The organism is Streptomyces sp. NPDC029041 (genome assembly GCF_040637515.1).
In the GTDB taxonomy this organism is placed as follows: Bacteria; Actinomycetota; Actinomycetes; order Streptomycetales; family Streptomycetaceae; genus Streptomyces.
The window spans coordinates 310080-333778 of record NZ_JBEZWO010000010.1 but is presented as its reverse complement, the minus strand read 5'-3'; the positions used below and the strand labels follow the sequence as shown (position 1 = coordinate 333778).

The window sequence follows — 23699 nt, the reverse complement described above, 5'->3', positions numbered from 1 at the left end:
AGTGCCCTCGGAGCGGGGGAAGAACTCGTACCAGGAGCCGTACAGGGCCCGCTCGCGCTCCACGAGCAGCGGCAGCGGCTCGCTGCTGGTGACCAGATCCCGCAGCGGATGCCGGGCCAGGACCGCGTCCACCTCCGGCGTCAGCGCCGCCGCCAGACGAGACGCCGCGGGGCGGTCCTCGTCCCGCAGGGCGTCGACGGCGGTGAGGATCACTGCGCGCAGTCCCTCCTCCTCGGGCACACCGGCCGCTGCCCGCTCGTACAGACGCGCGCCCTCCTCCAGGACGACGTCCGTGTCCATGCCCGCCGGGATCTTGATCTCGGCGTGATGGCGCCAGGTACTGACCGGGTCCCCCCATGCCTCCACGATGAACGTCCACAGCCCGGGCTCCCCCGCGGTGACCGTGGCCCCCCACCGGTCCGTACCCGGGGCCAGCTCCCGCAGGGGCGTGAACGGGCCGGGGCGGCCCTCGGGGTCCTTGAGGACGACATTGGCGGCCACCGCGTCGTGCCCCTCCCGGAACACGGTCGCCGAGATCTCGAAGGTCTCGCCGGTGACGGCCTTGGCCGGACGGCGTCCCTGCTGGACCGCCGGACGGACGTCCAGGACGGGTATGCGCCCGACGGCGGTCGCGTCACCGGCGGGGGGCGGCGGCGCGGCCGGTGGGCCGGCGTCGGCCGGGCGTGCGGGGCGTGCTTCGCCGCCGGGTGCGCGCGCCCCGGTGGTGCGGCGGTTGGGGGGTGCTGGCGAGTGGTGCTTGGCGGGCATGACCGCTCCTGTCCGCGTCAACGTGGGTAGGCGGATGTCTGTGGGGAGGTGGGTCCTGCAGGGTGCTCCTGAGAGGGGTACCCGCAGGAGCCTTCCCACCCTATTCGGGTGAGCAATCCGGCACTTTGTTAACTACTCACGCGTATGTCGACACACAAGACCGGCCTCGTCCGCGACGGACGAGACCGGCTCCTGACGTGGCCGCTCCTTCGCCCTACACGCGCGGCACCCGCAGTAACTTGTCCGGCGAACCGATGCCCGCGCCGGAGACCTTCCCGGTCGCCGCTCGGGCGGTCAGGGCCCTCCCCACCTGCGCCGGAGTGGCTTTCGGATGATCGGCCAGATAGAGCGCGGCCGCACCGGCGGCGTGCGGGGACGCCATCGAGGTACCCGAGAAGGCGGCCCACGCGGTGTCGCTCGCGGCGGACGCGGAGGTGATGCCGACGCCCGGCGCGAACAGATCGAGCGCCGGACCGTGGTTGGAGAAGGCCGGTTTTCTATCCTCCCGGTCGGTCGCGCCGACCGTGAGGGCCTGCTTCACGCTCCCCGGGGAATACAGTCCCGCCGGCCTGCCGTCGTTGCCCGCGGCGACCGTGTAGGTGACGCCGGAGGCGATCGAGGCGCGGACGGCGGCGTCCAGCCGTTCGTTGCGCGGTCCGCCCAGACTGAGGTTGGCGACCGCGGGCTTCTTCGCGTGCCGGGTCACCCAGTCGATCCCGGCGATCACCCGGGCCGTGGTGCCCCCGCCCCCCGCGTCGAGGACGCGCACGGAGACGATCCGGGCCCTCCTGGCGACGCCGTGGGTCGTCCCGGCGACCGTGCCGGCCACGTGCGTGCCGTGGCCGTCCGCGTCCGAGGCCACCCGGTCGTTCCCGACGAAGTCCCAGCCGTGGGACGCCCGGCCTGCGAAATCCTGGTGGGTGGTCCGGACGCCGGTGTCGATCACGTACACCGTCACCCCCGCACCGGCCGACCGGGGCCAGGTGTAGCTCCGGTCCAGGGGCAGCCGCGGCTGGTCGACGCGGTCCAGCCCCCAGGACGGGGGTTCCTTCTGCACGCCGTCCAGGCGCACGCGGGTGTCCTGGACGACCGAGGCGACACGCGGGTCGGCGGCCAGCCGTCCGGCCTGTCTCCCGTCCGCGCGAACCGCGTAGCCGTTCAGGACCGTGCCGTAGACATGGCTGATCTCCACCCCGTACTTTCCGGCGAGGGCCTTTCCGGCCGCCGACCGGGCCTGCGTGCCCTCCTTCAGTGTCACCAGGTAACTCCCGTGCACGGAGCCGGGTGATCCGGCGCCGAGTATCCGCCCCTCCGGTACGGCCTGCGCGGGCAGGGTGGTGGCCGGAAACGCCGCGGCGCAGATTGCCGCGACCAGGCCCCCCGTCCGGCGCAGACTCCGCTCGCGCGTCCGAGCCATGGTCCGATGTCCCCTCCTCGACTCGGCGTACGGCGGCCGCGCGGCGCCGCGTGCGGCGGGCGCGGGCCGGTACGCCGACAGGCAGCCTCTCGTGACGGGTGAAGTGCCACAAGGACGCCTACGGGGGTGGAATCGGCCATATCCGCCGATGGTGCCGTTCAAGCCGATCGGGGGTCGGGTCGCGGAGCCTCGGCGGCGGGGGCGCCGACGTGGGTACTGTCGTAGGAGACGTCGTCGAAGCCCTGCGAAATCCAGCGAACGCGCCGAGGTGGAACCCGTGAAGGCGATCCGTCGATTCACCGTCCGACCCGTTCTCCCCGACCCCCTCCGGCCGCTCAGCGACCTGGCCCGCAACCTGCGCTGGTCGTGGCACGCGGAGACCCGTGACCTGTTCCGGTCCGTCGACCCCGAGCGGTGGGCCGCCTCGGGCGGCGACCCCGTCCGGCTGCTCGGCAGCGTGCCGCCCGCGCGGCTCGCGGAGCTGGCGGGGGACGGCCCGTTCCTGCGCCGCCTGGCCGCGGTCGCGGGCGATCTGCACGACTACACCACCGGCGACCGCTGGTACCAGACCCAGCCCGAGGAACTGCCCGCCGCGATCGCCTACTTCTCACCCGAGTTCGGCATCACGGCCGCCCTGCCCCAGTACTCCGGCGGTCTCGGCATCCTGGCCGGCGACCACCTCAAGGCGGCCAGCGACCTCGGCGTCCCGCTGATCGGCGTCGGCCTGCTCTACCGGCACGGCTACTTCCGCCAGACCCTGTCCCGGGACGGCTGGCAGCAGGAGCACTACCCCGTCCTCGACCCGAACGAGCTGCCCGTCGTCCGGCTCGAGGAGCCCGACGGCACCCCCGCCCAGGTCTCCCTCGCCCTGCCCGGCGGCAAGCACCTGCACGCCCGGATCTGGCTGGCGCAGGTCGGCCGGGTCCCGCTGCTGATGCTGGACTCCGACGTCGAGGAGAACGACCTCGGCGAGCGCGGCGTGACCGACCGGCTCTACGGCGGCGGCAGCGAGCACCGGCTGCTCCAGGAGATGCTCCTCGGCATAGGAGGGGTCCGGGCGGTACGGACGTACTGCCGGCTGACCGGCCACCCCACGCCGGAGGTCTTCCACACCAACGAGGGCCACGCGGGGTTCCTCGGTCTGGAGCGCATCGCGGAACTGTGCGCGGACGGGCTCGACTTCGACTCGGCGCTGGAATCCGTGCGCGCCGGGACGGTCTTCACCACCCACACCCCCGTACCGGCCGGCATCGACCGTTTCGACCGCGAGCTGGTCGCCCGGCACTTCGGCCCCGACGCCGAACTGCCCCGCATCGACGTCGACCGCATCCTGCGGCTGGGCATGGAGACCTACCCCGGCGGGGAGCCCAACCTCTTCAACATGGCCGTGATGGGACTGCGCCTGGCCCAGCGCGCCAATGGCGTCTCCCTGCTGCACGGCAAGGTCAGCCGCGAGATGTTCTCCGGACTGTGGCCCGGCTTCGACGCCGACGAGGTGCCGATCACGTCCGTGACCAACGGGGTGCACGCCCCCACGTGGGTCGCCCCCGAGGTGTTCGAGCTGGGTGCCCGGCAGATCGGCGGCCGGCGCGCCGAGGACGCCGTGACCGTCGGCGGCCCGGACCGCTGGGACGCCGTCGCCGACATCCCCGACCAGGACATCTTCGACCTGCGGCGGGTGCTGCGCGAGCAGCTCGTCGAGGAGGTCCGGGAGCGGCTGCGGGCCTCCTGGCGGCAGCGCGGCGCCCATACGGCCGAGCTGGGCTGGATCGACGACGTGCTCGACCCGGACGTCCTGACGATCGGCTTCGCCCGGCGCGTCCCCTCGTACAAGCGCCTGACGCTGATGCTGCGCGACCGGGACCGGCTCATGGACCTGCTGCTGCACCCCGAGCGGCCGGTCCAGATCGTCGTGGCGGGCAAGGCGCACCCCGCGGACGACGGCGGCAAGCGGCTGGTACAGGAGCTGGTGCGGTTCGCGGACGACCCGCGGGTACGGCACCGGATCGTCTTCCTGCCCGACTACGGCATGGCGATGGCGCAGAAGCTGTACCCCGGCTGCGACATCTGGCTGAACAACCCGCTCCGCCCGCTGGAGGCCTGCGGCACGTCCGGCATGAAGGCCGCGCTCAACGGCTGTCTCAACCTGTCGGTCCTCGACGGCTGGTGGGACGAGTGGTTCCAGCCCGACTTCGGCTGGGCCATCCCCACGGCGGACGGCGTCGGCACCGACCAGGACCACCGGGACGACATAGAGGCCGCGGCGCTGTACGACCTGCTGGAGCAGCGGGTGACGCCCCGCTTCTACGAGCGGGGGCGCAGCGGGCTGCCCGACCGGTGGATCGAGATGGTCCGGCACACGCTGAGCCTGCTCGGGCCCAAGGTGCTGGCCGGGCGGATGGTCCGCGAGTACGTTGAGCGGCTCTACGCGCCGGCCGCGCTCTCCCACCGGGCCGTGGGGCCGGACGCGGCGCGTGATCTCGCCGAGTGGAAAACGAGGGTGCGGGCGGCGTGGCCGGGTGTCACCGTCGACCATGTGGAGACGTCGGCGTCGGAGGTGCTGGCGGAGCTCGGGACGACGCTGGGGCTCCGGGTGCGGGTCGCCCTCGGCGATCTCGGGCCGGATGACGTGGACGTGCAGGTCGTGTCCGGGCGGGTGGACGAGGAGGACCGGATCGGGGACGCGACGGTTGTTCCCCTGAAGCCGGTGGGGTCGCCCGACCAGGACGGACGCTGGGTTTACGAGGGGCCCTTGTCGCTGGATCGCACCGGGCCCTTTGGGTACACGGTGCGGATCCTTCCCGCGCATCGGCTGTTGGCCTCCAGTGCGGAGTTGGGCTTGGTCGCGGGGCCCTCCGAGGAGTTGGTGGCGGCTGCGGGGTTGCTCATGCGGTGAGTTCGCCGTATTCGGGCTCGGCCGGGGGCGCCAACGCGTGCGCCGCACACACGGCGCCCCGGGCGCTCTGGGCATTGATGCGGGATGTCAACACTCGAGGGATTAGCGCGGGCGTGCGACCCATCACCCGCATGGCCGTTTCTCCGGTCATTGGGTTCTCAGTAACCGGTCAGAGGGCCACGCTTCAGGGGAAGGAAAACGGAACCCCTGAGGAGGTCCGAATGCGGATCCGTCGCGCCGTGGCCCTGACTGCCGCCGCACTGATCGCCGTCCTGGCGCCTATGGGGATGGCGCAGACGGCTCATGCCGACCCGCTGATCCCGACTCCGAATCAAGCCAAGTGCCTCTTGGAACACCCTGAGGACGCACTCCGCTGTCTGCATCTGTAGCGCCGCGACCCCAAGTGGAAACCGCCCCTGAGGTCTCCTCGCGGTCATGGCTTGATCAGTACGGTGCCCGACCTGGACGCCTTCCGCTCCGCCGACATCCGCTTCACCCCCTACGAGATGCGGCCGGCAGGAGAGTCGAAGCCGCCACGGGGCCACGTGCGTTCCGCAGTGGTCGACGTCAGACGACCCGCAGATCATGAAGCACCGGCCTCGGCATTCCGCACCGAAAACGACGCGGTCGGACACACCTCAGCCGGCAACAAGAAGCGGAGCACGCCGTCCACCGCCGGGCCCGGGCCCGTGTGGAACATGCCCCGTCGCGACCTGGCCCTCACGAGACAACTCACGCCCCGCACGGGAACACCTCTAGAGGGGCGCTGAAAGCCGGCGCAGGACCGTGCCGCACCTGCGGGCGTACGCGTGCTGGAAGCCCCTCGTCGCCGGGCCGCCCGCCTTCGCGTACCACTTGGCGGGACGGCTGAACGCGTTCACCGTCAGCCACACCGTGCCGTCTCCCGTGCGGTCGACCACGAAGGACTCCTCGCCCGTCTCCGGGTGACCCGCCAGGGTGCCGTAGGCCCAGCCGGCGCGGCGGGGTTCCTCGACCGTCCAGACCACGCGGCAGGGAGCCTTGATCATGCCGCCGAGGGTGACCGTGACGTCGACGCCGGGGGCGGCCCGGTCCGCGCTCGCGTCGAGGCCGACGCCCATCGCCCGGTGCATCTCCCAGGTGAGGACGGCCTCCGCGGCCCGGCGGAAGACCTCCTCGCCCTCGCCGAGCCGGGTGCGTACGTTCATGGGACGGAAGCCCGGCGGGCAGAAACCCTGGTCACGGGTGGCGCCGACATCGGCGTAGGTGAAGTCCTGCGAATCCGTAGAAGACACGGTCCCCAAGAGTAGGGCGGCACCCGGACCGTCCTGCGATCCGGGTGCCGCCCGTGGCCGTGCCGAGGTCAGCCGACGTTGACGGCCGACCAGGCGGCCGCGACCGCCTTGTACTCGGTGCTGGAAGCGCCGTACAGCGCCGAGGCGGCGTTCAGGGTCGCCGTACGGGCCTGGGCGTACTTGGTCGTCGACGTCATGTACGTCGTCAGCGCCTTGTACCAGATCTGCAGCGCCTTGGTCCGGCCGATGCCGGTGACCGTGGAGCCGTTGGAGGTGGGCGAGTTGTAGGTCACGCCGTTGATGGTCTTCGAGCCGCTGCCCTCGGACAGCAGGTAGAAGAAGTGGTTGGCGGGACCGGAGGAGTAGTGGACGTCCACGCTGCCGAGGCTTGAGGACCAGGCGTCCTTCGACGAGCCGTCCTTGCTGGGCTTGTCCATGTAGCGCAGCGGGCTGCCGTCGCCGTTGATGTCGATCTCCTCGCCGATGAGGTAGTCACCCTTGTCGGAGGAGTTGTTCGCGAAGAACTCGGCGCCCGCGCCGAAGATGTCGGAGGTGGCCTCGTTGAGACCGCCCGACTCGCCGCTGTAGTTCAGGCCGGCCGTGGCCGACGTCAGACCGTGGCTCATCTCGTGGGCGGCCACGTCCAGCGAGGTCAGCGGGTGGGTGTTGCCCGAGCCGTCGCCGTAGGTCATGCAGAAGCAGCTGTCGGACCAGAAGGCGTTGACGTAGTTGTTGCCGTAGTGGACCCGGGAGTAGGCGGCCTTGCCGTCGTTGCGGATGCCGCTGCGGCCGAAGGTGCTCTTGTAGAAGTCCCAGGTGATCTGGGCGCCGTAGTGGGCGTCGGCGGCGGCGGTCTCGGCGTTGGACGGGTTGCCGGTGCCCCAGACGTCGTCGGCGCCGGAGAAGAGGGTGCCGGTGCCGGAGGTGCCGCGGTTGAGGTTGTAGGTCTTGTGACCGCCGCGGGTGCCGTCCGTCAGGTTGTACGTCGACCCGGACGCGGTGGTGCCGAGGGTGACGGCGCCGCTGTAGGTGGTGTTGCCGGTGCCGGTCTCGATGCCCTGGTACTCGTACAGCTTCTTGCCGGTGGCCGCGTCGGTGATGACGTGCAGCTCGTTCGGGGTGCCGTCCTCCTGGAGACCGCCGACGACGGTCTCGTAGGCGAGGACCGGCTTGCCGCTCGCCGCCCAGATCACCTTGCGGGGAGCGGAGTCCGCCTCGGTCTTCTCCGAGCCGGCCGCCTTGGCGAGGGTCACGGCCTGCTTCTCGGCCTTGGCGGCGGTGACCGCGGGTTCGAGCGAGGCGACCTTCAGGGTCGCCTCGGTGGCTCTGGTGACGCCCTTGGCCGCGCCGGACTTCGACTCGTGCACCACGAGGTCGCCGCCGAGGACCGGCAGGCCGGCGTAGGTGCGCTCGTAGCGGGTGTGGACCGAGCCGTCGGCGTCCTTCACGACGTCCTTGACGACCAGCTTCTCCTGGGAGCCGAGGCCTATCGCGTCGGCGGTCTTCGTGGCGTCCGCCTGCTGCTCCCGCACGAGCGCGGTGCGGGCCTGCGCGGAGAGCAGGACGGGGGCGGCGGGGAGGGCCGGCTTGCTCGCGGAGTCCGCGGCGACGCTGCTGGTCGAGGTCAGACCGGTGGTGAGCAGGGCACCTGCGGCGACGGCGGTGGCGATGGCGAGCGTCGCGCGCTTTTGACGCGCGTAGAAAGAGGTGGACACACAAGCTCCTCGATGTGGGGGAAGTGCTGTGCTGCGGTGGTGCTGAGCGGGTGGGGGAAGACTGGCACTCAAGACGCGTACATGTCAGGAGTGGCGGTGATGTTGGCCGGAAAACGACGGCCAGATGTACGCGAGGACACGTGAAACGGACGCCGCCCCGGGGGATTCGAACCCACCGGGGCGGCGCCCTGACCTGAAGACCTACGGGCCTGCGGACTTACGGGGCTGTGGGCCCACCGGCCTGAGGATCTACGGGAACGTCAGCTTCCAGCTGTTGATGTAGCCGGTGTCGATGGCCGCGTTGTCCTGGACTCGCAGGTTCCAGACACCGTTGGCCACCTCGGAGGAGGCGTTCACCGTGTAGGTGGTGTTGATGTTGTCGGCGCTCCCGCCGGTGCCGTACCCCTTCAGCGTGTAGACCGTGCCGTCGGGGGCGACCAGGTCCACCTTGAGGTCACCGATGTAGGTGTGGACGATGTCCACCGAGATCTGGAGGTTGGACGGCGCGTTGCCCGTCCGGCCGGAGACGGTGACCGGCGAGTTGACCGCCGCGCCCCGGTCCGGGATCGCCACGTCGGCGGTGTTCTCGAAGGACGTGCCGCCGCCGCCTCCGTCGCCGGGCCGGGTGCCGACGTTGATGCCCGCCCACGCGTGCTGGACCGCCTTGTACTCGGCGCTGTCCGTGCCGTAGAGCTCACCGGTGGCCGCGAGGGTGCCGGTGCGGGCACCCGCGTAGTTGGTGGTCGAGGTGAACTTCGTGGTGAGCGCGCGGAACCAGATCTTCTCCGCCTTGTCGCGGCCGATGCCGGTGACCGGAAGGCCGTCCGAGGTGGACGAGTTGTACGTGACACCGTTGATGGTCTTGGTGCCGCTGCCCTCGGAGAGCAGGTAGAAGAAGTGGTTCGCGGGGCCCGACGAGTAGTGCACGTCGATCGAGCCGATGCCCGAGTACCAGCTGTCCTTGGACGAGCCGTCCTTGCTGGGCTTGTCCATGTAGCGCAACGGCGTACCGTCGCCGTTGATGTTGATCTCCTCGCCGATGAGGTAGTCACCGACGTCGGAGGAGTTGTTCGCGTAGAACTCGACCGTCGAGCCGAAGATGTCGGAGGTGGCCTCGTTCAGGCCGCCGGACTCGCCGCTGTAGTTGAGACCGGCGGTGTTCGAGGTGAGCCCGTGGGTCATCTCGTGGGCGGCCACGTCGATCGACGTCAGGGGGTTCGCGTTGCCCGAGCCGTCGCCGTAGGTCATGCAGAAGCAGCTGTCGGACCAGAAGGCGTTGACGTAGTTGTTGCCGTAGTGGACCCGGGAGTAGGCGCCGACGCCGTCGCCCTTGATGCCCGAGCGTCCGTGCACGTTCTTGTAGTAGTCCCAGGTCAGGGCGGCACCGTAGTGCGCGTCGGCGCCCGCGGACTCCAGGTTGGAGGGGGTGCCGTTGCCCCACACGTCGTCCGGGCCGGAGAAGAGGGTGCCGGTGCCGGAGGTGCCGCGGTTGAGGTTGTACGTCTTGTGGTTGCCGCGGGCGCCGTCGGTGAGGTTGTACGTCGACCCGGACTGGGTGGTGGTGAGGTCGACCGTGCCGGAGTACACCGTGTTGCCGGTGCCGGTCTCGATCGCCTCCCACTCGAACAGCTTCTCGCCGGTGGTGGCGTCGGTGACGACGTGCAGTTCCTGGGGGGTGCCGTCGTGCTGGAAGCCGCCGACGACCGTCTCGTAGGCCACGGTCGGCTTGCCGCTCGCGGCCCAGATCACCTTGCGGGGCGCGCGGTTGATGTCGGTGTTCTTGGCCTCGTCGGCCTCACCGGCCTTCAGGGCCTGCTGCCGGGCCTTCGCGGCGGGCACCGCGGTCTTCGTCGTCGCCGGCTCGATGGCGGCGCGGGTGGCCTTCACGACGGCCGCGGTGGTGTCCGCCTTCGTGCTCTCGACGACCAGGTCGCCGCCGAGCACCGGCAGACCGTCGTAGGTGCGCTCGTAGCGCGTGTGCACGGTGCCGTCGCGGTCCTTCAGGACATCGCGGACGACCAGCTTCTCCTTGGCGCCGAGGCCCAGGTCCTTCGCGGTCTCCGCCTTGCCGGCGTCGGCCTCCCGGATCAGCGCGGCGCGCTGGGCGGGGGTGAGCCTGACCGATTCGGAGCCGGGGTTCGCCTTGCTCGCGGCCGACGGTGCCTTCTCCGGTGCTGCGATGGCGGTGCCGCCCTGGACGGCGGCGGCGATCAGCGCGGCGACGCCGGCGAGGGCCACGGCCGCGGTGCGGCGGGGGGTGTGGGGAGTGCGTCTGTGGGAGGTGCCTCTTCGCGAGGAACTGCTTCTCAACACTGACTCCTTCTGCGGGACCGGGGGTCGCCCGGCCTGGGGAGGTGGAGGTGTTGCTGTGGGGTTCCTGTGGAGCAGTCGTGGGAAGCGTGGCAGGGGAGCGCGCTTTCTGTCAGGACCGCGTCAAAAGTATGGCCGGAAACGGTTCGTTGTCCGGAAGTTCATGTTCGCTATACGGACGCTTCGCCGTCTCCGGGCGGATTCCCGTGCTCCTCGCGGGGGTCCCCGTGCCACGAGTGCCACAGCGCCGCATAGGTCCCACCGGCCGCCACCAGCTCGTGGTGCGTACCGAGTTCGGTCAGCCGGCCGTCTTCCATCACCGCCACCCGGTCGGCGTCGTGGGCGGTGTGCAGCCGGTGGGCGACGGCGATGACGGTGCGCCCCTCCAGGACGGCGGCCAGGGCCCGCTCGGTGTGCCGGGCGGTCGTCGGGTCGAGCAGCGCGGTCGCTTCGTCGAGGATCAGCGTGTGCGGGTCCGCCAGCACCACGCGGGCCAGGGCGAGTTGCTGCGCCTGCGAACCGTCGGTACGGCGACCGCCCTGCCCCAGCGGGGTGTCCAGCCCCTGCGGCAGCTCCCGCACCCACGCGTCGGCGCCGACCACGGCCAGCGCGTGCCACAACCGCTCGTCGTCCGCGGCCGGTTCGGTGATCCGCAGATTGTCGCGGACCGAGCCGAGGAACACGTGGTGCTCCTGGGTGACCAGGACGACCTGGCGGCGCAGCCGCTCCGGCCCCAGACCGGCCACCGGCACGCCGCCGACCGTCACCGAGCCCGCGGTCGGCGCGTCGATACCCGCCATCAGCCGGCTCAGCGTGGTCTTGCCGGCCCCGGACGGCCCGACCAGGGCGAGCCGCTCCCCGGGGCGAACCGTCAGATCGACACCGTGCAGTACCTCGACGCCCCCGTCGTACGCGTAGCGCGCCCCCACGACGTCGATCCGGTCACCGTCGGGATCCGGGCACTCGCCCTCTCCGTCGCCCCGCGACGCCCCGGCGAGCCCTTCCACCCGGGCGAACGAGGCCCCGCTGCTCTGCAGTTGCTCGACCCGGACCAGGATCTCGTCGAGCGGGTTGCTCAGCTGGTGCAGGTACAGGGCCGCCGCCACCACCGCCCCGAGACTCATCGCGCCCGAGGCGTGCAGCATCCCGCCGATCACCAGCACACCGGCCACGGGCAGGACGTAGGACACCTCCACGGCCGGGAAGAACACACTGCGCAGGTAGAGCGTGTGGAAGCGGGTGCGGCGGGAGGTCTCCAGGGCGTCCCGGCTCGCGGCCGTGCGCTGCCTCTCCAGGCGGAACGCCTCGACCGTACGGGCGCCGGACGCGGTCGCCGCGAGGATCTCCGCGACGTCCGAGGTGGCCGCGCCCTCGGCGAGATAACCGTCCCGGGCCCGGCGCAGGTACCAGCGCAACGCCAGCCAGACGGGCGTGAGTCCGAGCACCCCGAGGGCGCCGAGCAGGGGGTCCAGGAGGAAGACGGCGCCGATCAGGAACAGGCACTGGACGAGGTTGACGAGCAGCTCCGGGCCGGCGTCGCGCAGGGTGTTGCCGACGGTGGTGACGTCGGAGGTGCCGCGGGCGGTGAGGTCGCCGGTGCCGGCTCGCTCGACCACCGAGGCGGGCAGGGCGAGGGCCCGGTCCACGAACCGCTCCCGCACGCGGGCCAGGGTCCGTTCGCCGAAGCGGTGGCCCACGTAACGGGCCCAGCGGGCCAGGAGCAACTGGGCGAGGGCGCACAGGAACAGGGCGAGGGCGAGCCGGTCGACGGCTCCGAGGCCGCGGCCCGCCCGCACGTCGTCGATCATCCGGCCGAGCAGCCACGGCCCCGCGAGACCGGCCAGGGCCGCCAGGGCGTTGAGAGCGAGGACCGTGCAGAAGGCCCGGGTGTCCGCCCGGACGAGGTCCGCCATCGCGCGCCGGACGTCCTGCCGCGCGGCGACGGGGAGATGGGTGCGGGTCATCCCAGGGCCTCCTCGGTGTCCCGTGCGACGACGGCCCGGTAGCCGGGGGTGGATTCCAGGAGCTCGTGGTGGGTGCCGACGGCGGTGACCTTGCCGTCCTTCAGGAGGAGGACGGTGTCCGCGCGGTCGAGGACCAGGGGGGAGGTCGTGGTGACGACCGTGGTGCGGCCGTGCCGTGCCGCGGCGAGCCGGGAGGCGACCGTGGCTTCCGTGTGGGCGTCCAGGGCCGAGGTGGGTTCGACGGCGAGGAGGATCTCGGGGTCGGCCAGAAGTGCTCTCGCCAGGCGGATGCGCTGGCGCTGGCCGCCGCTGAGGTTGCGCGCCTGGGCGGTCATCGGGGAGTTCAGGCCGCCGGGGAGGGATTGGACGATGTCCTCGGCCGCGGCGGTGTGCAGCGCCTTCCGGGTCGCCGGGTCCCGCGGTGCGGCGTCCGCGGGTTCTCCGTGGCGGCTCGCGGAGCTCCCCGCGCCCCCAGGAGAAGGGGCGATCATCTCCCGGAGGGTTCCGGCGAACAGGTCCGCCTCGTGGTCCGCCAGCAGGATGCGGGACCTGACCTGGGCCAGGGCGATGTCGTCCAGGCGCGTCTCACCCCAGGTGGCGTTCGACGGGGTGTAGCGGGCCAGGCGGTCCAGGACGGCCGTGGCGTCCGCGGGGTGCTCCGCCACCAGCGCCGTCAGGCGGCCCGGCCGGATGCGCACGCCCGACTCGGGGTCGTACAGCACCGACGGTTCGGAGGGGGCGTCCCGGGTGCCGGTGTCGGGCACCGGCTCCAGGCGCAGGAACCGTACGACCCGCCGGGCACACACCAGGCCGCGGCTGATCTGGTAGCCGCACTCCACCCAGAAGGACACCGGGCCCACCAGGACCGCCACGTAGCCGTAGACCGACACGAGCTCGCCCACGGTGATGTGGCCCTGCGCGGCCAGGCGGGCCGCCAGCCAGGTCACCACCGCGAGGAACAGGGTCGGCAGGCCGATGCCCAGGGCCTGGACCCAGCTGGTCACCGCGCCGACGCGGTAGCCCTGTTCGCGCAGCCGCTCGGAGTCCCGGCGGAAGGCGTCCGAGATCAGGTCCTTGCCGCCGAGACCGGCGAGGACCCGCAGGCCACCGGCGAGGTCGCCGATGCGGGCGGTCAGGACACCCTGGCGTTCGCGGTACTCCGCCTCCGAGCCCTGCAGCCGGCCCAGCAGCGGGCCGACCAGCAGGACGAGCACCGGAATGCCGAGCAGCGCGACCGCGGCGATGAGCCCGGAGACCGAGATCAGCAGGGCGGCGACGACCAGATAGGCCACGACCGCGCCGACGCCGGGGCCGACGACCGTCAGGGACTGGCTGATCGTCTGGACGTCACCCACGCCGATCGTGACGACCTCACCCGCACTCATCTGCCGGGACAGGGACGACCCGAGCCGGACCGCCTGGCCGACGACCACCTTCACCGTCCGGAAGTTGGCGTCCATACGGACCCGCGTCATGGTGCGGTGCCGCATGATGCTCAGCCAGGCGTTGAACGCCCCCACCGCGAACAGCGCGCCGCTGAAGAGCACCAGCGCGCTCATGTCCCCGGGCTCCAGACCGTCGTCGATGGCCCGGGACATCAGATAGGGCGTGGCCGCCAGCAGCACCATCCACACACTGCCGAACATCGCCCCGGCGGCACACCGCCCGGGCTGCCGCATGACCAGCCACCACAGGTACCGGGCGCCGCCTCGGTGGTCGGGTGTGCCGGGGTCCTCGTACGCGTCGATCATCCGCCCGCCCTCCGCCGCCCTAAGCCAGACTGTCCCGCCAGGCCCGGTGCAGATCCGCGAACCTGCCCGTGCCCGCGATGAGTTCGGCCGGTTCACCGTCCTCCACGATCCGGCCGCGCTCCATCACCAGGACGCGGTCCGCGATCTCCACCGTCGACAGCCGGTGCGCGATGACCACCGCCGTACGGCCCTTCAGCACCGTCGTCATCGCCCGCTGCACCGCACGTTCACCGGGGACGTCCAGCGAGCTGGTCGCCTCGTCGAGGATCAGCACCGCCGGGTCGGCCAGCAACGCCCTGGCGAACGCGACCAGTTGCCGCTGCCCGGCGGAGATCCGGCCGCCCCGCTTGCGCACGTCGGTGTCGTAGCCGTCGGGCAGGGAGCTGATGAAGTCGTGCGCGCCGATCTCCTTCGCCGCCTGCTCCATCTCCTCGCGGGTGGCGTCCGGGCGGCCGATCGCGATGTTGTCGGCGACCGTTCCGGAGAACAGGAACGCCTCCTGCGTCACCATGACCACCCCGCGCCGCAGTTCCGGCACGGGGAGGTCGCGCAGGTCGACCCCGTCCAGCAGCACCCGGCCCCCGGAGGGGTCGTAGAACCGGGCCAGCAGCTTGGCCAGCGTCGACTTGCCGGCGCCCGTGGACCCCACGACCGCGACCGTCTGCCCGGCCGGCAGGGTGAGGTCGAACGCCGGCAGCACCTCGCCGCCGGTGCGGTAGCCGAAGCGGACGCCGTCGAAGACCACCTCGCGGCCGGGGTGCTCGCTCTCCAGCGGCGGGAGCTGCCGGGGGGTGACCGGCTCGGGGACGGACGGACTCTGGGCGAGCAGGCCGGCGATCTTCTCCAGCGAGGCCGCCGCCGACTGGTAGGAGTTCAGGAACATCCCGAGCCGGTCGATGGGGTCGTACAGCCGCCGCAGGTACAGCACGGCCGCCGCCAGCACACCGAGGGCCAGGGTGCCCTCCGCGACCCGGTGGGCGCCCCACAGGACGATCGCCGCGACCGCCGTGTTGGCGACCAGGCGGGATCCGGTGACGTAGCGGGCCATCTCCAGCAGCGCGTCGCCGTTGACCCGTTCGTGCCGCCGGTTGAGCTCGCCGAAGTCCGCGTCGTTGGCGGACTCGCGACGGAAGGCGCGCACCGGGCGGATCCCGTTCATCGTCTCGACGAACTTGACGATCACGGCGGCGATGGCGGTCGACCGCGCCCGGTACACCCGCCCGGCCCGCCGCTGGTACCACCGCACGAGCGCGTACAGCGGAACCAGGGACGCCACCGCCACGCCCCCGAGCCCCAGGTCGAGCCAGAGCAGCATCGCCGAGATGTAGACGAAGGACAGGATCACCGTCACGAGCTCCTGGAGGCCCTCGTCCAGCAGTTCGCGCAGCGATTCCACGTCGGTCGTGGAGCGGGAGATGAGCCGGCCCGAGGTGTAGCGCTCGTGGAAGTCGACGCTCAGCGCCTGCGCGTGACGGAAGATCCGGCCGCGCAGGTCGAGCAGCACGTCCTGGCTGACCCGGGCCGCGGCGGCGACGAACGCGAACTGCAGCCCGCCCGCGGCCAGCGCGCACGCCAGATACCCGGCGCCCACCGCGATCAGCGGCCCGTGGTCCTGCGCGCGGAACGCCGGCACGCCGCGGTCGATGGCGTACGCCACGAGCAGCGGGCCCGCCTGCACGACGGCCTGCTGGAGCAGCAGCAGGGCCGTCGTGACCGTGACCCGCACCTTCATGGGCGCGAGCAGGGAGCGCAGCAGGGCTCCGGTGGCGCCCGGCGGGGTGGGCAGGGCGTCCTGGTCGAAGGGGTCGCCGGTGCCGGCCGGACGGTCGTCGGGCCGGCCCCCGGGGCGATCGTCGGATCGGCCGTCGGATCGGCTGTCTGGTTTGTCGCCGGCCGGTGTGCCGGTGGCCGCCGTCATCGTGCGCCCTCCTCTTCCCCTGACGTCTCCCCGGACATCAGGTGCGCGTACTCGGCGTTCGTACGGAGCAGTTCGTGGTGGGTGCCGATCGCGGCGATCCGGCCGCCGGACAGCAGTGCGACCCGGTCGGCGAGCAGCACGGTGGACGGGCGGTGCGCGACGATCAGGGCGGTGGTGTCCGCCAGCACCTGCCGCAGGGCGGCCTCGACGGCTGCTTCGGTGTGCACGTCCAGGGCCGACAGCGGGTCGTCCAGGACGAGGAACTCCGGCTGCCCGACGACGGCCCGGGCGAGCGCGAGGCGCTGGCGCTGGCCACCGGAGAGGCTGAGGCCCTGCTCACCCACCCGGGTGTCCGTCCCCTGGGGCAGGGCATGCACGAAGTCGGCCTGGGCGACGGCGAGGGCACGCTCCAGATCGGCGGTGCCCGCGGTGTCGGCCGCCCCCATGAGAACGTTGTCGCGGACCGCGGCCGAGAACAGCGTGGGCTCCTCGAAGGCCACGGCGACCTTGGCACGCAGCGCTTCTCTGGACAGCCGCGTGACGTCGCAGCCGTCGAGGGTGATGCGGCCCGAGGTCAGCTCGTAGAGGCGGGGGACGAGCGCGGTGAGGGTGGTCTTGCCGCTGCCGGTGGCCCCGACCAGGGCCATCGACTCGCCGGGGCGGATGTGCAGGTCGACGTCCTGCAGGACGGGAGGGGTGCCGGGCGGGGCGTCCGGGTAGCGGAACCGGACGTGGTGGAAGCGCAGGCCCGTGTCGTGAGGGTCCTTCGCGCCGGTCCGCGCAACGCAGGCGGTGTGCTCGCAGGTGGGGCGCTCGGAGGTGGTGTGCTCGGTCTCCTCGTCCATCACCTCGAAGAACCGCTCCGTCGCCGCTGCCGCCTCCTGGCTCATCGCGAGCAGGAACCCGATCGACTCCACCGGCCACCGCAACGCCAGCGCCGTCGACAGGAACGCCACCAGCGTCCCCGCCGACAGGGCACCGTCGGCCACCTGGACGGCCCCCACCACCAGCGCCGCCCCGATCGCCACCTCCGGCAGCGTCACGATGACGCCCCAGATCGTCGCCAGCAGCCGCGCCTTGCGCAGTTCCGTGCCGCGCAGCGTCCGCGACAGGTCCCGGAACGCCCGGGCCTGGCTCCGGTGGCGGCCGAAGCCCTTGATGACGCGGATGCCGAGCACGCTCTCCTCGACGACCGTCGTCAGATCACCGACCTGGTCCTGGGCCTGCCGCGCCACCCGCGCGTACCGCTTCTCGAAGACCAGGCAGGTGACAATCACGGGCACGGCGGGCCCGAGGACGACCAGCCCCAGCGTCCAGTCCTGGAGCAGCATGATGACCACGCCCACGACGATGGTCACCCCGTTGACCAGCAGGAAGGTCAGGGGGAAGGCGAGAAACTGGCGCAGCAGCATCAGATCGGTGGTGCCGCGGGAGAGCAACTGCCCCGAGGCCCACCGGTCGTGGAAGGCCACCGGCAAGCGCTGGAGGTGCCGGTACAGTCCCGCCCGCATGGACGCCTCGACGTGGGTGAGCGGACGGGCCACCAGCAACCGCCGCAGCCCGAACAGCAGGGCTTCCGCGAAGCCGAGCAGCAGCAGGTACAGCGCGCCGAGCCACACCCCGCCCGGGTCCCGCCCGGCGATCGGCCCGTCGACCATCCACTTCAGGACGAGCGGGATCACCAGGCCCACGCAGGAGGCGAGTATCGCGACGAACGCGGCACTGAACAGCCGCACCCGCGCGGGCCGCACGTACGGCCACAGGCGCAGCAACGAGCGCACGGCGGAACGGTCCTGGACGGGGGCGGGTGTCGTGGCCATCAGCAGCGAGCCTACGGATCGTCACTGACACTTCCCACCGAGTTTCCGCCGGACATGGCCCGCCCCCGGCCCCCCGACCTGGGGGAACGTTCGGCGGGCCGTACGGCGGCACCCGCCGTGCCCCACGAATGCACCCGCTCGGCCGTACGGCCGCCCCCGCCGGGTCGTACGGCCGCATCAACCGATCGGCCGATGTCCGTTCGAGCGTGACGGCCGATGTGCCGGGCCCCGCCCCACCGGGACCCTCTCGCCAAGCTGGGCGTCAACGACCGCGCGGCGGCGGTCGCGACGGCGTACCGGCGGGGGATCCTCGGCCAGGACGGTTGGACGGCCAGGACGGCCGGGACGGTCAGGACGGCTGGGGCCGCTGGTCCGGGTAGGGCAGCAGGGTCCGGTCGGTCTTCTCCCAGGCGGCTCTGAGCTCGGCGAGCAGCTCCGGCCGGTCCGGGGCGAGATCGGCCTGTTCCCGCTGGTCCTCGGCCAGGTTGTACAGGTGGTCGGTGCCCTTCGCGTCCCGGTGGTACTTCCAGTCGCCGCGCCTGAGCGCCCTGTTGCCCCGCACGCGCCAGAACAGGTCCCGCACGGGTGGCTCCTCGCCCCGCAGCAGATACCCGGCGAGGCTCGTGCCGTCCAGCGGATACGCCGGGTCGGGGCGGGCGCCGGCCAGCTCCAGCAGGGTCGCGGTCCAGTCGGGGGAGAAGTGCGGCTCGTGACTGACCTGCCGGCCGTCGACGCGGGCGGGCCAGCGCAGGATCGCGGGCACCCGGATGCCGCCCTCCTGGAGGGAGGACTTGCCGCCGCTGAGCGGCCACAGGTACGACCAGCGCTCGCCGCCGTTGTCACTGGCGAACAGCACGAGGGTGTTCTCCTCCTGCCCCGAGCGGCGCAGCGCGCCGAGCACCTCGCCGACGGCCGCGTCCAGGCTCTGCACCATCTGCGTGTACTTCGCGACCGAGCCGCCGTCGTAGTGGTTCAGCGCCCTGCCGATCTCGGCCTGGCTCTTCGCCGCCCTGATCTTCGCCGCGATCCCGGCGGCACTCTCCTCGTCGCCCTCGGCGAGCCAGGGCCAGTGCGGGGTGGTGAAGTTGAGGTTGAGCAGCCAGGGCCGGCCGTGGTCCCGGCGCACGTACTCCACCGCCCGCTCGGTGAGGACGGTCGTGTAGTACCTGAGGTCCTTGTACTCGGCGTCGCCCTCGTAGAGGTCGTACGCGCCGAGCTGGCCGAGCTTGGAGTAGTACTCCAGCACGCCCCCGAAGTTGCCGAAGAACTCGTCCCAGCCCGACTTGGTGGGGCTGAAGTCGGGCAGCCAGCCGCAGTGCCACTTGCCGATGAGTGCGGTGGCGTAACCCGTCCTGGCCAGGAGGGAGGCGAGGGTGGGGTGGTTGGGGTCCAGGCCCTGGGACCGGTCGGCGATCGGCTCGGCCAGTCCGCCCTCCGTACGTCCCGGATAGCGGCCGGTGTAGAGGCTGAACCGGGTCGGGGAGCAGGTCGCGGAGCCCGAGTAGGCGTCCGTGAAGCGCACCCCCTGGCGGGCCAGCCGGTCCAGGTTCGGCGTGCTGATGTGCGGGGCGCCGTAGCAGGACAGATCGGCCCAGCCGAGGTCGTCGGCGAGGATGACGAGGATGTTGGGGCGCTGTCCGGAGGCGGCGCCGGGGCGGGCCCGGAAGGGGCGTTCGACGGGAACCGCCTCTGCGGTACCGGCCGTACCGGCCACGGCGCCCACGGCACCACCGCCGACGAGGGCACCGAGGGCACGACGGGATATTTCGGGCATGCGGAGGTCCTGGAGGGTCCGAGGGGAGGAGTGGGGGGAGAGAAGTGGGGGGTGGAGCCGAGGCTCAGCAGCGACGCTGCCAGCGGTGCGGCGGCGGGGTCAAGAAGATCCCCACCGCGTTCACGGACCCGCAACGCGGCGCAACAATCCCGGCCCGGCTCACCCCACCGACCGGCCAACGGCACCTCCGCCCACGCCCGCCCGCGGCGCCATGACCCGGTCTCGTCTTCACGGCCGGTGGTGAAACGGCGCCTCGGTCCCCTGCCCGCAGCGGCGGCGCCGCAGGCCGGCATGGCCCGCCCTCGCCCCCTCGGCCGGTTGGCGAAACGATGCGTCAGCCCGTCACGCGCAGCAGCAGCACCGACCGCGCCGGCAGGGTGATCTCCGTTCCCGCGCGGTGCTCCACACCCGGCATCTCCCCCTGTTCCTCCAGGCTCGTGTCCACGACCACCTCGTACTTCTCCGCCCACGGCGGCCCCGGCAGCGCGAAGTCCACCGGCCCTTCGCCCGCATGAAGGAGGGCCAGGAAGCTGTCGTCGAGGATCTGCTCCCCGCGTTCGTCGCGGCCCGGGATGTCCCGGCCGGACAGGTACATGCCGAGCGTGGCCGCCGGCGCGTACCAGTCCTGCTCCGTCATCTCCGTGCCCCGGGCCGTGAACCAGGCCAGGTCGCGCAGCCCGTCCGCGGTCTGCGCCCGGCCCGAGAAGAACGCCCGGCGCCTGAGCACCGGGTGGCGGTGGCGCAGCGCGATCAGCCGGGAGGTCAGCGCGAACAGGGCCTGCCAGCCCGGGTCCTCCAGCAGCTCCCAGTCCACCCAGCTGATCTCGTTGTCCTGGCAGTAGGCGTTGTTGCTGCCCCGCTGGGTGCGGCCCATCTCGTCGCCCGCGACCAGCATCGGCACCCCGGTCGACAGCAGCAGCGTGGTCATGAGGTTCCTGAGCTGCCGCCGCCTGAGCGCCCGCACCCCCTCCTCGTCCGTCTCGCCCTCGGCGCCGCAGTTCCAGGCCCGGTTGTCGTCCGTACCGTCCCGGTTGCCCTCGCCGTTGGCCTCGTTGTGCTTGCGCTCGTAGGACACGAGGTCGCGCAGGGTGAAGCCGTCGTGCGCGGTGACGAAGTTGACGGACGCGTACGGCCTGCGCCCACCCCAGGCGTACAGATCGCTGGAGCCCGACAGGCGGTAGCCCATCTCCCGCACGTCCGGCAGCGCGTGCCGCCAGAAGTCCCGCACGGCGTTGCGGTACCGGTCGTTCCACTCCGTCCACAGCGGGGGGAACGCCCCCACCTGGTAGCCGCCCGACCCCACGTCCCACGGCTCGGCGATCAGTTTCACCCGGCGCAGCACCGGATCCTGGGCGATGACCGCCAGGAACGGGGAGAGCATGTCGACGTCGTGCATGGAGCGGGCCAGCGCCGCCGCCAGGTCGAAGCGGAAGCCGTCCACGCCCATCTCGGTGACCCAGTAGCGCAGCGAGTCGGTGATCAGGCGCAGCACGTGCGGCTGGACCACGTGCAGGGTGTTGCCGCAGCCGGTGTAGTCGGCGTAGCGCCGGGGGTCGTCCTGGAGGCGGTAGTAACCCCGGTTGTCGATGCCCTTCAGGGACAGCGTCGGACCGAGCTCGCCCGCCTCCGCGGTGTGGTTGTAGACGACGTCGAGGATGACCTCGATCCCTGCCGCGTGCAGGGCGCGCACCATCCGTTTGAACTCGCCGACCTGCTGCCCGGCCGTCCCCGAGGCCGCGTACCCGGCGTGCGGGGCGAAGTAGCCGATGGAGTTGTACCCCCAGTAGTTCCTGAGACCTCTGCGCAACAGGTGGTCCTCGTGCGCGAACTGGTGCACCGGCAGCAGCTCCACCGCCGTCACGCCCAGCCTGACCAGGTGCTCGATCGCCGCCGGGTGCGCGAGACCGGCGTAGGTGCCGCGCAGCTCCTCGGGTATGCCCGGGTGCAGCCGCGTGAAGCCCTTGACGTGCAGCTCGTAGATCACCGAGTCGGCCCACGGCGTCTTCGGGCGGCGGTCGTCCGCCCAGTCGTCGTCGTCCTGGACGACGACGCCCTTCGGCACGTACGGCGCCGAGTCGCGGTCGTCGCGCACGGTGTCGGCGACGTGCTGCTGCGGCCAGTCCCGGACGTGCCCGTACACCTCCGGCGGCAGACCGAAGTCCCCGTCCACGGCGCGGGCGTACGGGTCGAGCAGCAGCTTCGCCGGGTTCCAGCGGGCACCCGTCCAGGGGTCCCAGCGGCCGTGCACCCGGAAGCCGTAGCGCTGTCCGGGCAGCACGCCGGAAACGAAGCCGTGCCAGATCCCGTGGGTCAGCTCGGCGAGCCGGACCCGCGCCTCCTTGCCCGCCTCGTCGAACAGGCACAGCTCGACGCCCTCGGCCCCGCCCGCCCACAGCGCGAAGTTGGTGCCCGCGACCCCGCCCGGACCGACCCGGAACCGGGCGCCCAGCGGGGTCGGCGCGCCCGGCCACGCGGGCACGGTGGGCGGCGGCGCGGCCCTGCGCGCACCGTTCACGGCGGCGGCCTGGCGCCCGTTCCCGGTGGCCCGATGACCGGCCACCGCCTCCTGCTCGGCTGCGCTGGACACCTGTCAGCCTCCCACCGGCTCGTGGGACGACGGGGGACAGAGGGGTGCGGTCCTGTGCTGCGGCCCGGGTCGCGGCTCCCCTGCGCGTCGTCCTCCCCACTGTTCTGCCCAGAGCTTGGGTCGCACTCACGTTTCCCCGGGGGCGGGCATGGTCGTTTCCCGGGGACACGACCGGTCGTTGGGCACCGCGTGAGGCACGTACAAGGGCGCGCGCGGCGCGCGAGGGCCGCGCTGGCCGCCGTAGTGACATGGGCAGGACTCCTCGCCGGGGCCGCGGGGTGCACCTCGGAGGACGCGGACGGGATCACCGGGGCCCCCGGCGCGCCCCCGGCGCCCGAGGACGTCATCAAGGTCTCGCCCGGCGACGGCAGCAGGGGTGTGCGCCCCGACAGGGAGCTGCGGGTGCGCGTGCCCGACGGCCGGCTCGAGAAGGTGAAGGTCGTCAGGTCGCAGGACGCGCAGGAGACCCCGGTGCCCGGGCACCTCTCCGACGACGGCCTGACCTGGGAACCCGACGAGGAGCAGCTCGCACTGGCCGCCAAGTACACGGTCGACGCGGTGGCCGTGGACGGTGACGGGCGCCGCTCGGCCCGGCACACCACCTTCACCACCTACGTCCCCGAGGAACGCTTCATCGGCTACGTCGCCCCGGAGAACCGCTCCACGGTCGGCACCGGCATGATCGTCTCCCTGGAGTTCAGCCGCCCGATCGCCGACCGCGCCGCCGTCGAACGCGCGGTCCGGGTCACCGCCCGCCCGGCCGTCGAGGTCCGCCCGCACTGGTTCGGCAGGACCCGCCTCGACTTCCGCCCCGCGGACTACTGGAAACCCGGCACCCGGGTCACCGTCGCTCTGCGGCTGCGCGACGTCGAGGGCGCGCCCGGGGTCTACGGCCTGCAGCACAAGACGCTCTCCTTCACCGTCGGCCGCAGCCAGGTGTCCGTGGTCGACGCCGCCGCGCACTCCATGGAGGTCCGGCGCGACGGCGAGCCCCTGGCCACCGTGCCCGTCACGGCGGGCGCGCCGATGCACACCACGTACAACGGCAAGATGGTGGTCACGGAGATGCTCGACGTCACCCGGATGAACGGCGCCACCGTCGGTTTCAAGACGCGCGACGGCAAAGGCGAGTACGACATCCCCGACGTCCCCCACGCCATGCGCCTGACCGAATCCGGCACCTTCCTGCACGGCAACTACTGGGCGCACCACTCGGTGTTCGGCCGCACCAACGTCAGCCACGGCTGCATCGGACTGCGCGATGTGAAGGGTGGCAGTTCGGACACCCCGGCCGGCTGGTTCTTCGACCGCAGCCTCGTCGGGGACGTGGTGGAGGTCGTCAACAGCAATGACAAAAAGGTCTCTCCCGACAACGGGCTCGGAGGATGGAATATGAGCTGGAATGCATGGAAGGCGGGCAGTGCCGTGAAGTAACAGGACACTGGGGTGCGTTGGCCTGTGATCCGTTGGGACCGAACGGTGACATTCGCGGGCCGCCGGTGCCC

The 23699-nt window shown here is 72.0% G+C and carries 13 protein-coding genes and 2 pseudogenes; 4 read left to right on the top strand and 11 right to left on the bottom strand.

The features are described from left to right. Both AB0F04_RS27015 and AB0F04_RS27010 read right to left on the bottom strand, forming a co-directional pair. Nucleotides 1-768, bottom strand: a 768-nt coding sequence (locus tag AB0F04_RS27015) for a maltotransferase domain-containing protein (protein ID WP_362045498.1), incomplete at its 3' end; no start/stop codon positions are given. Between the two features lie 214 nt (nucleotides 769-982). Next, on the bottom strand, nucleotides 983-2185 hold the full coding sequence (locus tag AB0F04_RS27010) for a S8 family peptidase (protein WP_362045495.1): 1203 nt from the start codon (nucleotides 2183-2185) through the stop codon (nucleotides 983-985). A gap of 277 nt (nucleotides 2186-2462) precedes the next feature. Here AB0F04_RS27010 and AB0F04_RS27005 point away from each other — a divergent pair, with 277 nt between their 5' ends. Together AB0F04_RS27005 and AB0F04_RS27000 are read left to right on the top strand one after the other, a co-directional pair. Further along, on the top strand, nucleotides 2463-5081 hold the full coding sequence (locus AB0F04_RS27005) for a glycosyltransferase family 1 protein (RefSeq protein ID WP_362045493.1): 2619 nt from the start codon (nucleotides 2463-2465) through the stop codon (nucleotides 5079-5081). Between the two features lie 592 nt (nucleotides 5082-5673). Next, nucleotides 5674-5793, top strand: a pseudogene (locus AB0F04_RS27000) (IS5/IS1182 family transposase); the annotation flags it as partial. Between the two features lie 43 nt (nucleotides 5794-5836). Here AB0F04_RS27000 and AB0F04_RS26995 read toward each other — a convergent pair. The 7 genes from AB0F04_RS26995 to AB0F04_RS26965 form a co-directional block, all read right to left on the bottom strand. Next, nucleotides 5837-6364, bottom strand: coding sequence for a DUF1990 domain-containing protein (locus AB0F04_RS26995; protein ID WP_362045490.1), 528 nt, complete (start codon nucleotides 6362-6364; stop codon nucleotides 5837-5839). Nucleotides 6365-6423: 59 nt separating this feature from the next. After that, nucleotides 6424-8070 (bottom strand): M4 family metallopeptidase, encoded by a 1647-nt coding sequence (locus tag AB0F04_RS26990; protein WP_362045487.1) that lies wholly within the window; start codon nucleotides 8068-8070, stop codon nucleotides 6424-6426. A gap of 249 nt (nucleotides 8071-8319) precedes the next feature. Continuing rightward, nucleotides 8320-10380 (bottom strand): M4 family metallopeptidase, encoded by a 2061-nt coding sequence (locus AB0F04_RS26985; RefSeq protein WP_362045485.1) that lies wholly within the window; start codon nucleotides 10378-10380, stop codon nucleotides 8320-8322. Nucleotides 10381-10550: 170 nt separating this feature from the next. Continuing rightward, on the bottom strand, nucleotides 10551-12344 hold the full coding sequence (locus AB0F04_RS26980) for an ABC transporter ATP-binding protein (protein ID WP_362045482.1): 1794 nt from the start codon (nucleotides 12342-12344) through the stop codon (nucleotides 10551-10553). After that, nucleotides 12341-14095 carry an ABC transporter ATP-binding protein gene (locus AB0F04_RS26975; RefSeq protein ID WP_362045479.1) on the bottom strand — a complete coding sequence of 585 codons (1755 nt, stop codon included), beginning with the start codon at nucleotides 14093-14095 and terminating at the stop codon, nucleotides 12341-12343. Before AB0F04_RS26975 ends, AB0F04_RS26980 begins: the two co-directional genes overlap by 4 nt. Before the next feature lie 19 nt (nucleotides 14096-14114). Beyond that, nucleotides 14115-16013 carry an ABC transporter ATP-binding protein gene (locus AB0F04_RS26970; RefSeq protein ID WP_362045477.1) on the bottom strand — a complete coding sequence of 633 codons (1899 nt, stop codon included), beginning with the start codon at nucleotides 16011-16013 and terminating at the stop codon, nucleotides 14115-14117. After that, a complete protein-coding gene (locus AB0F04_RS26965; RefSeq protein WP_362045474.1) occupies nucleotides 16010-17833 on the bottom strand; it encodes an ABC transporter ATP-binding protein in 1824 nt (607 codons plus the stop codon). The genes AB0F04_RS26970 and AB0F04_RS26965 overlap by 4 nt, the downstream gene beginning before the upstream one ends. A gap of 249 nt (nucleotides 17834-18082) precedes the next feature. Here AB0F04_RS26965 and AB0F04_RS26960 point away from each other — a divergent pair. Next, a pseudogene (locus AB0F04_RS26960) lies at nucleotides 18083-18148 on the top strand (DNA-binding response regulator); the annotation flags it as partial. 34 nt (nucleotides 18149-18182) lie between these two features. Here the strand turns inward: AB0F04_RS26960 and AB0F04_RS26955 are convergent. Together AB0F04_RS26955 and glgX are read right to left on the bottom strand one after the other, a co-directional pair. Continuing rightward, on the bottom strand, nucleotides 18183-19607 hold the full coding sequence (locus AB0F04_RS26955; protein ID WP_362045471.1) for a sulfatase-like hydrolase/transferase: 1425 nt from the start codon (nucleotides 19605-19607) through the stop codon (nucleotides 18183-18185). 334 nt (nucleotides 19608-19941) lie between these two features. Beyond that, nucleotides 19942-22194 carry a glycogen debranching protein GlgX gene (glgX, locus tag AB0F04_RS26950; protein ID WP_362045468.1) on the bottom strand — a complete coding sequence of 751 codons (2253 nt, stop codon included), beginning with the start codon at nucleotides 22192-22194 and terminating at the stop codon, nucleotides 19942-19944. A 189-nt stretch (nucleotides 22195-22383) separates the two neighbouring features. Here glgX and AB0F04_RS26945 point away from each other — a divergent pair, with 189 nt between their 5' ends. Continuing rightward, nucleotides 22384-23628: an Ig-like domain-containing protein gene (locus AB0F04_RS26945; RefSeq protein ID WP_362045465.1), complete on the top strand. Its 1245-nt coding sequence runs from the start codon at nucleotides 22384-22386 to the stop codon at nucleotides 23626-23628. Nucleotides 23629-23699: the final 71 nt, after the last annotated feature.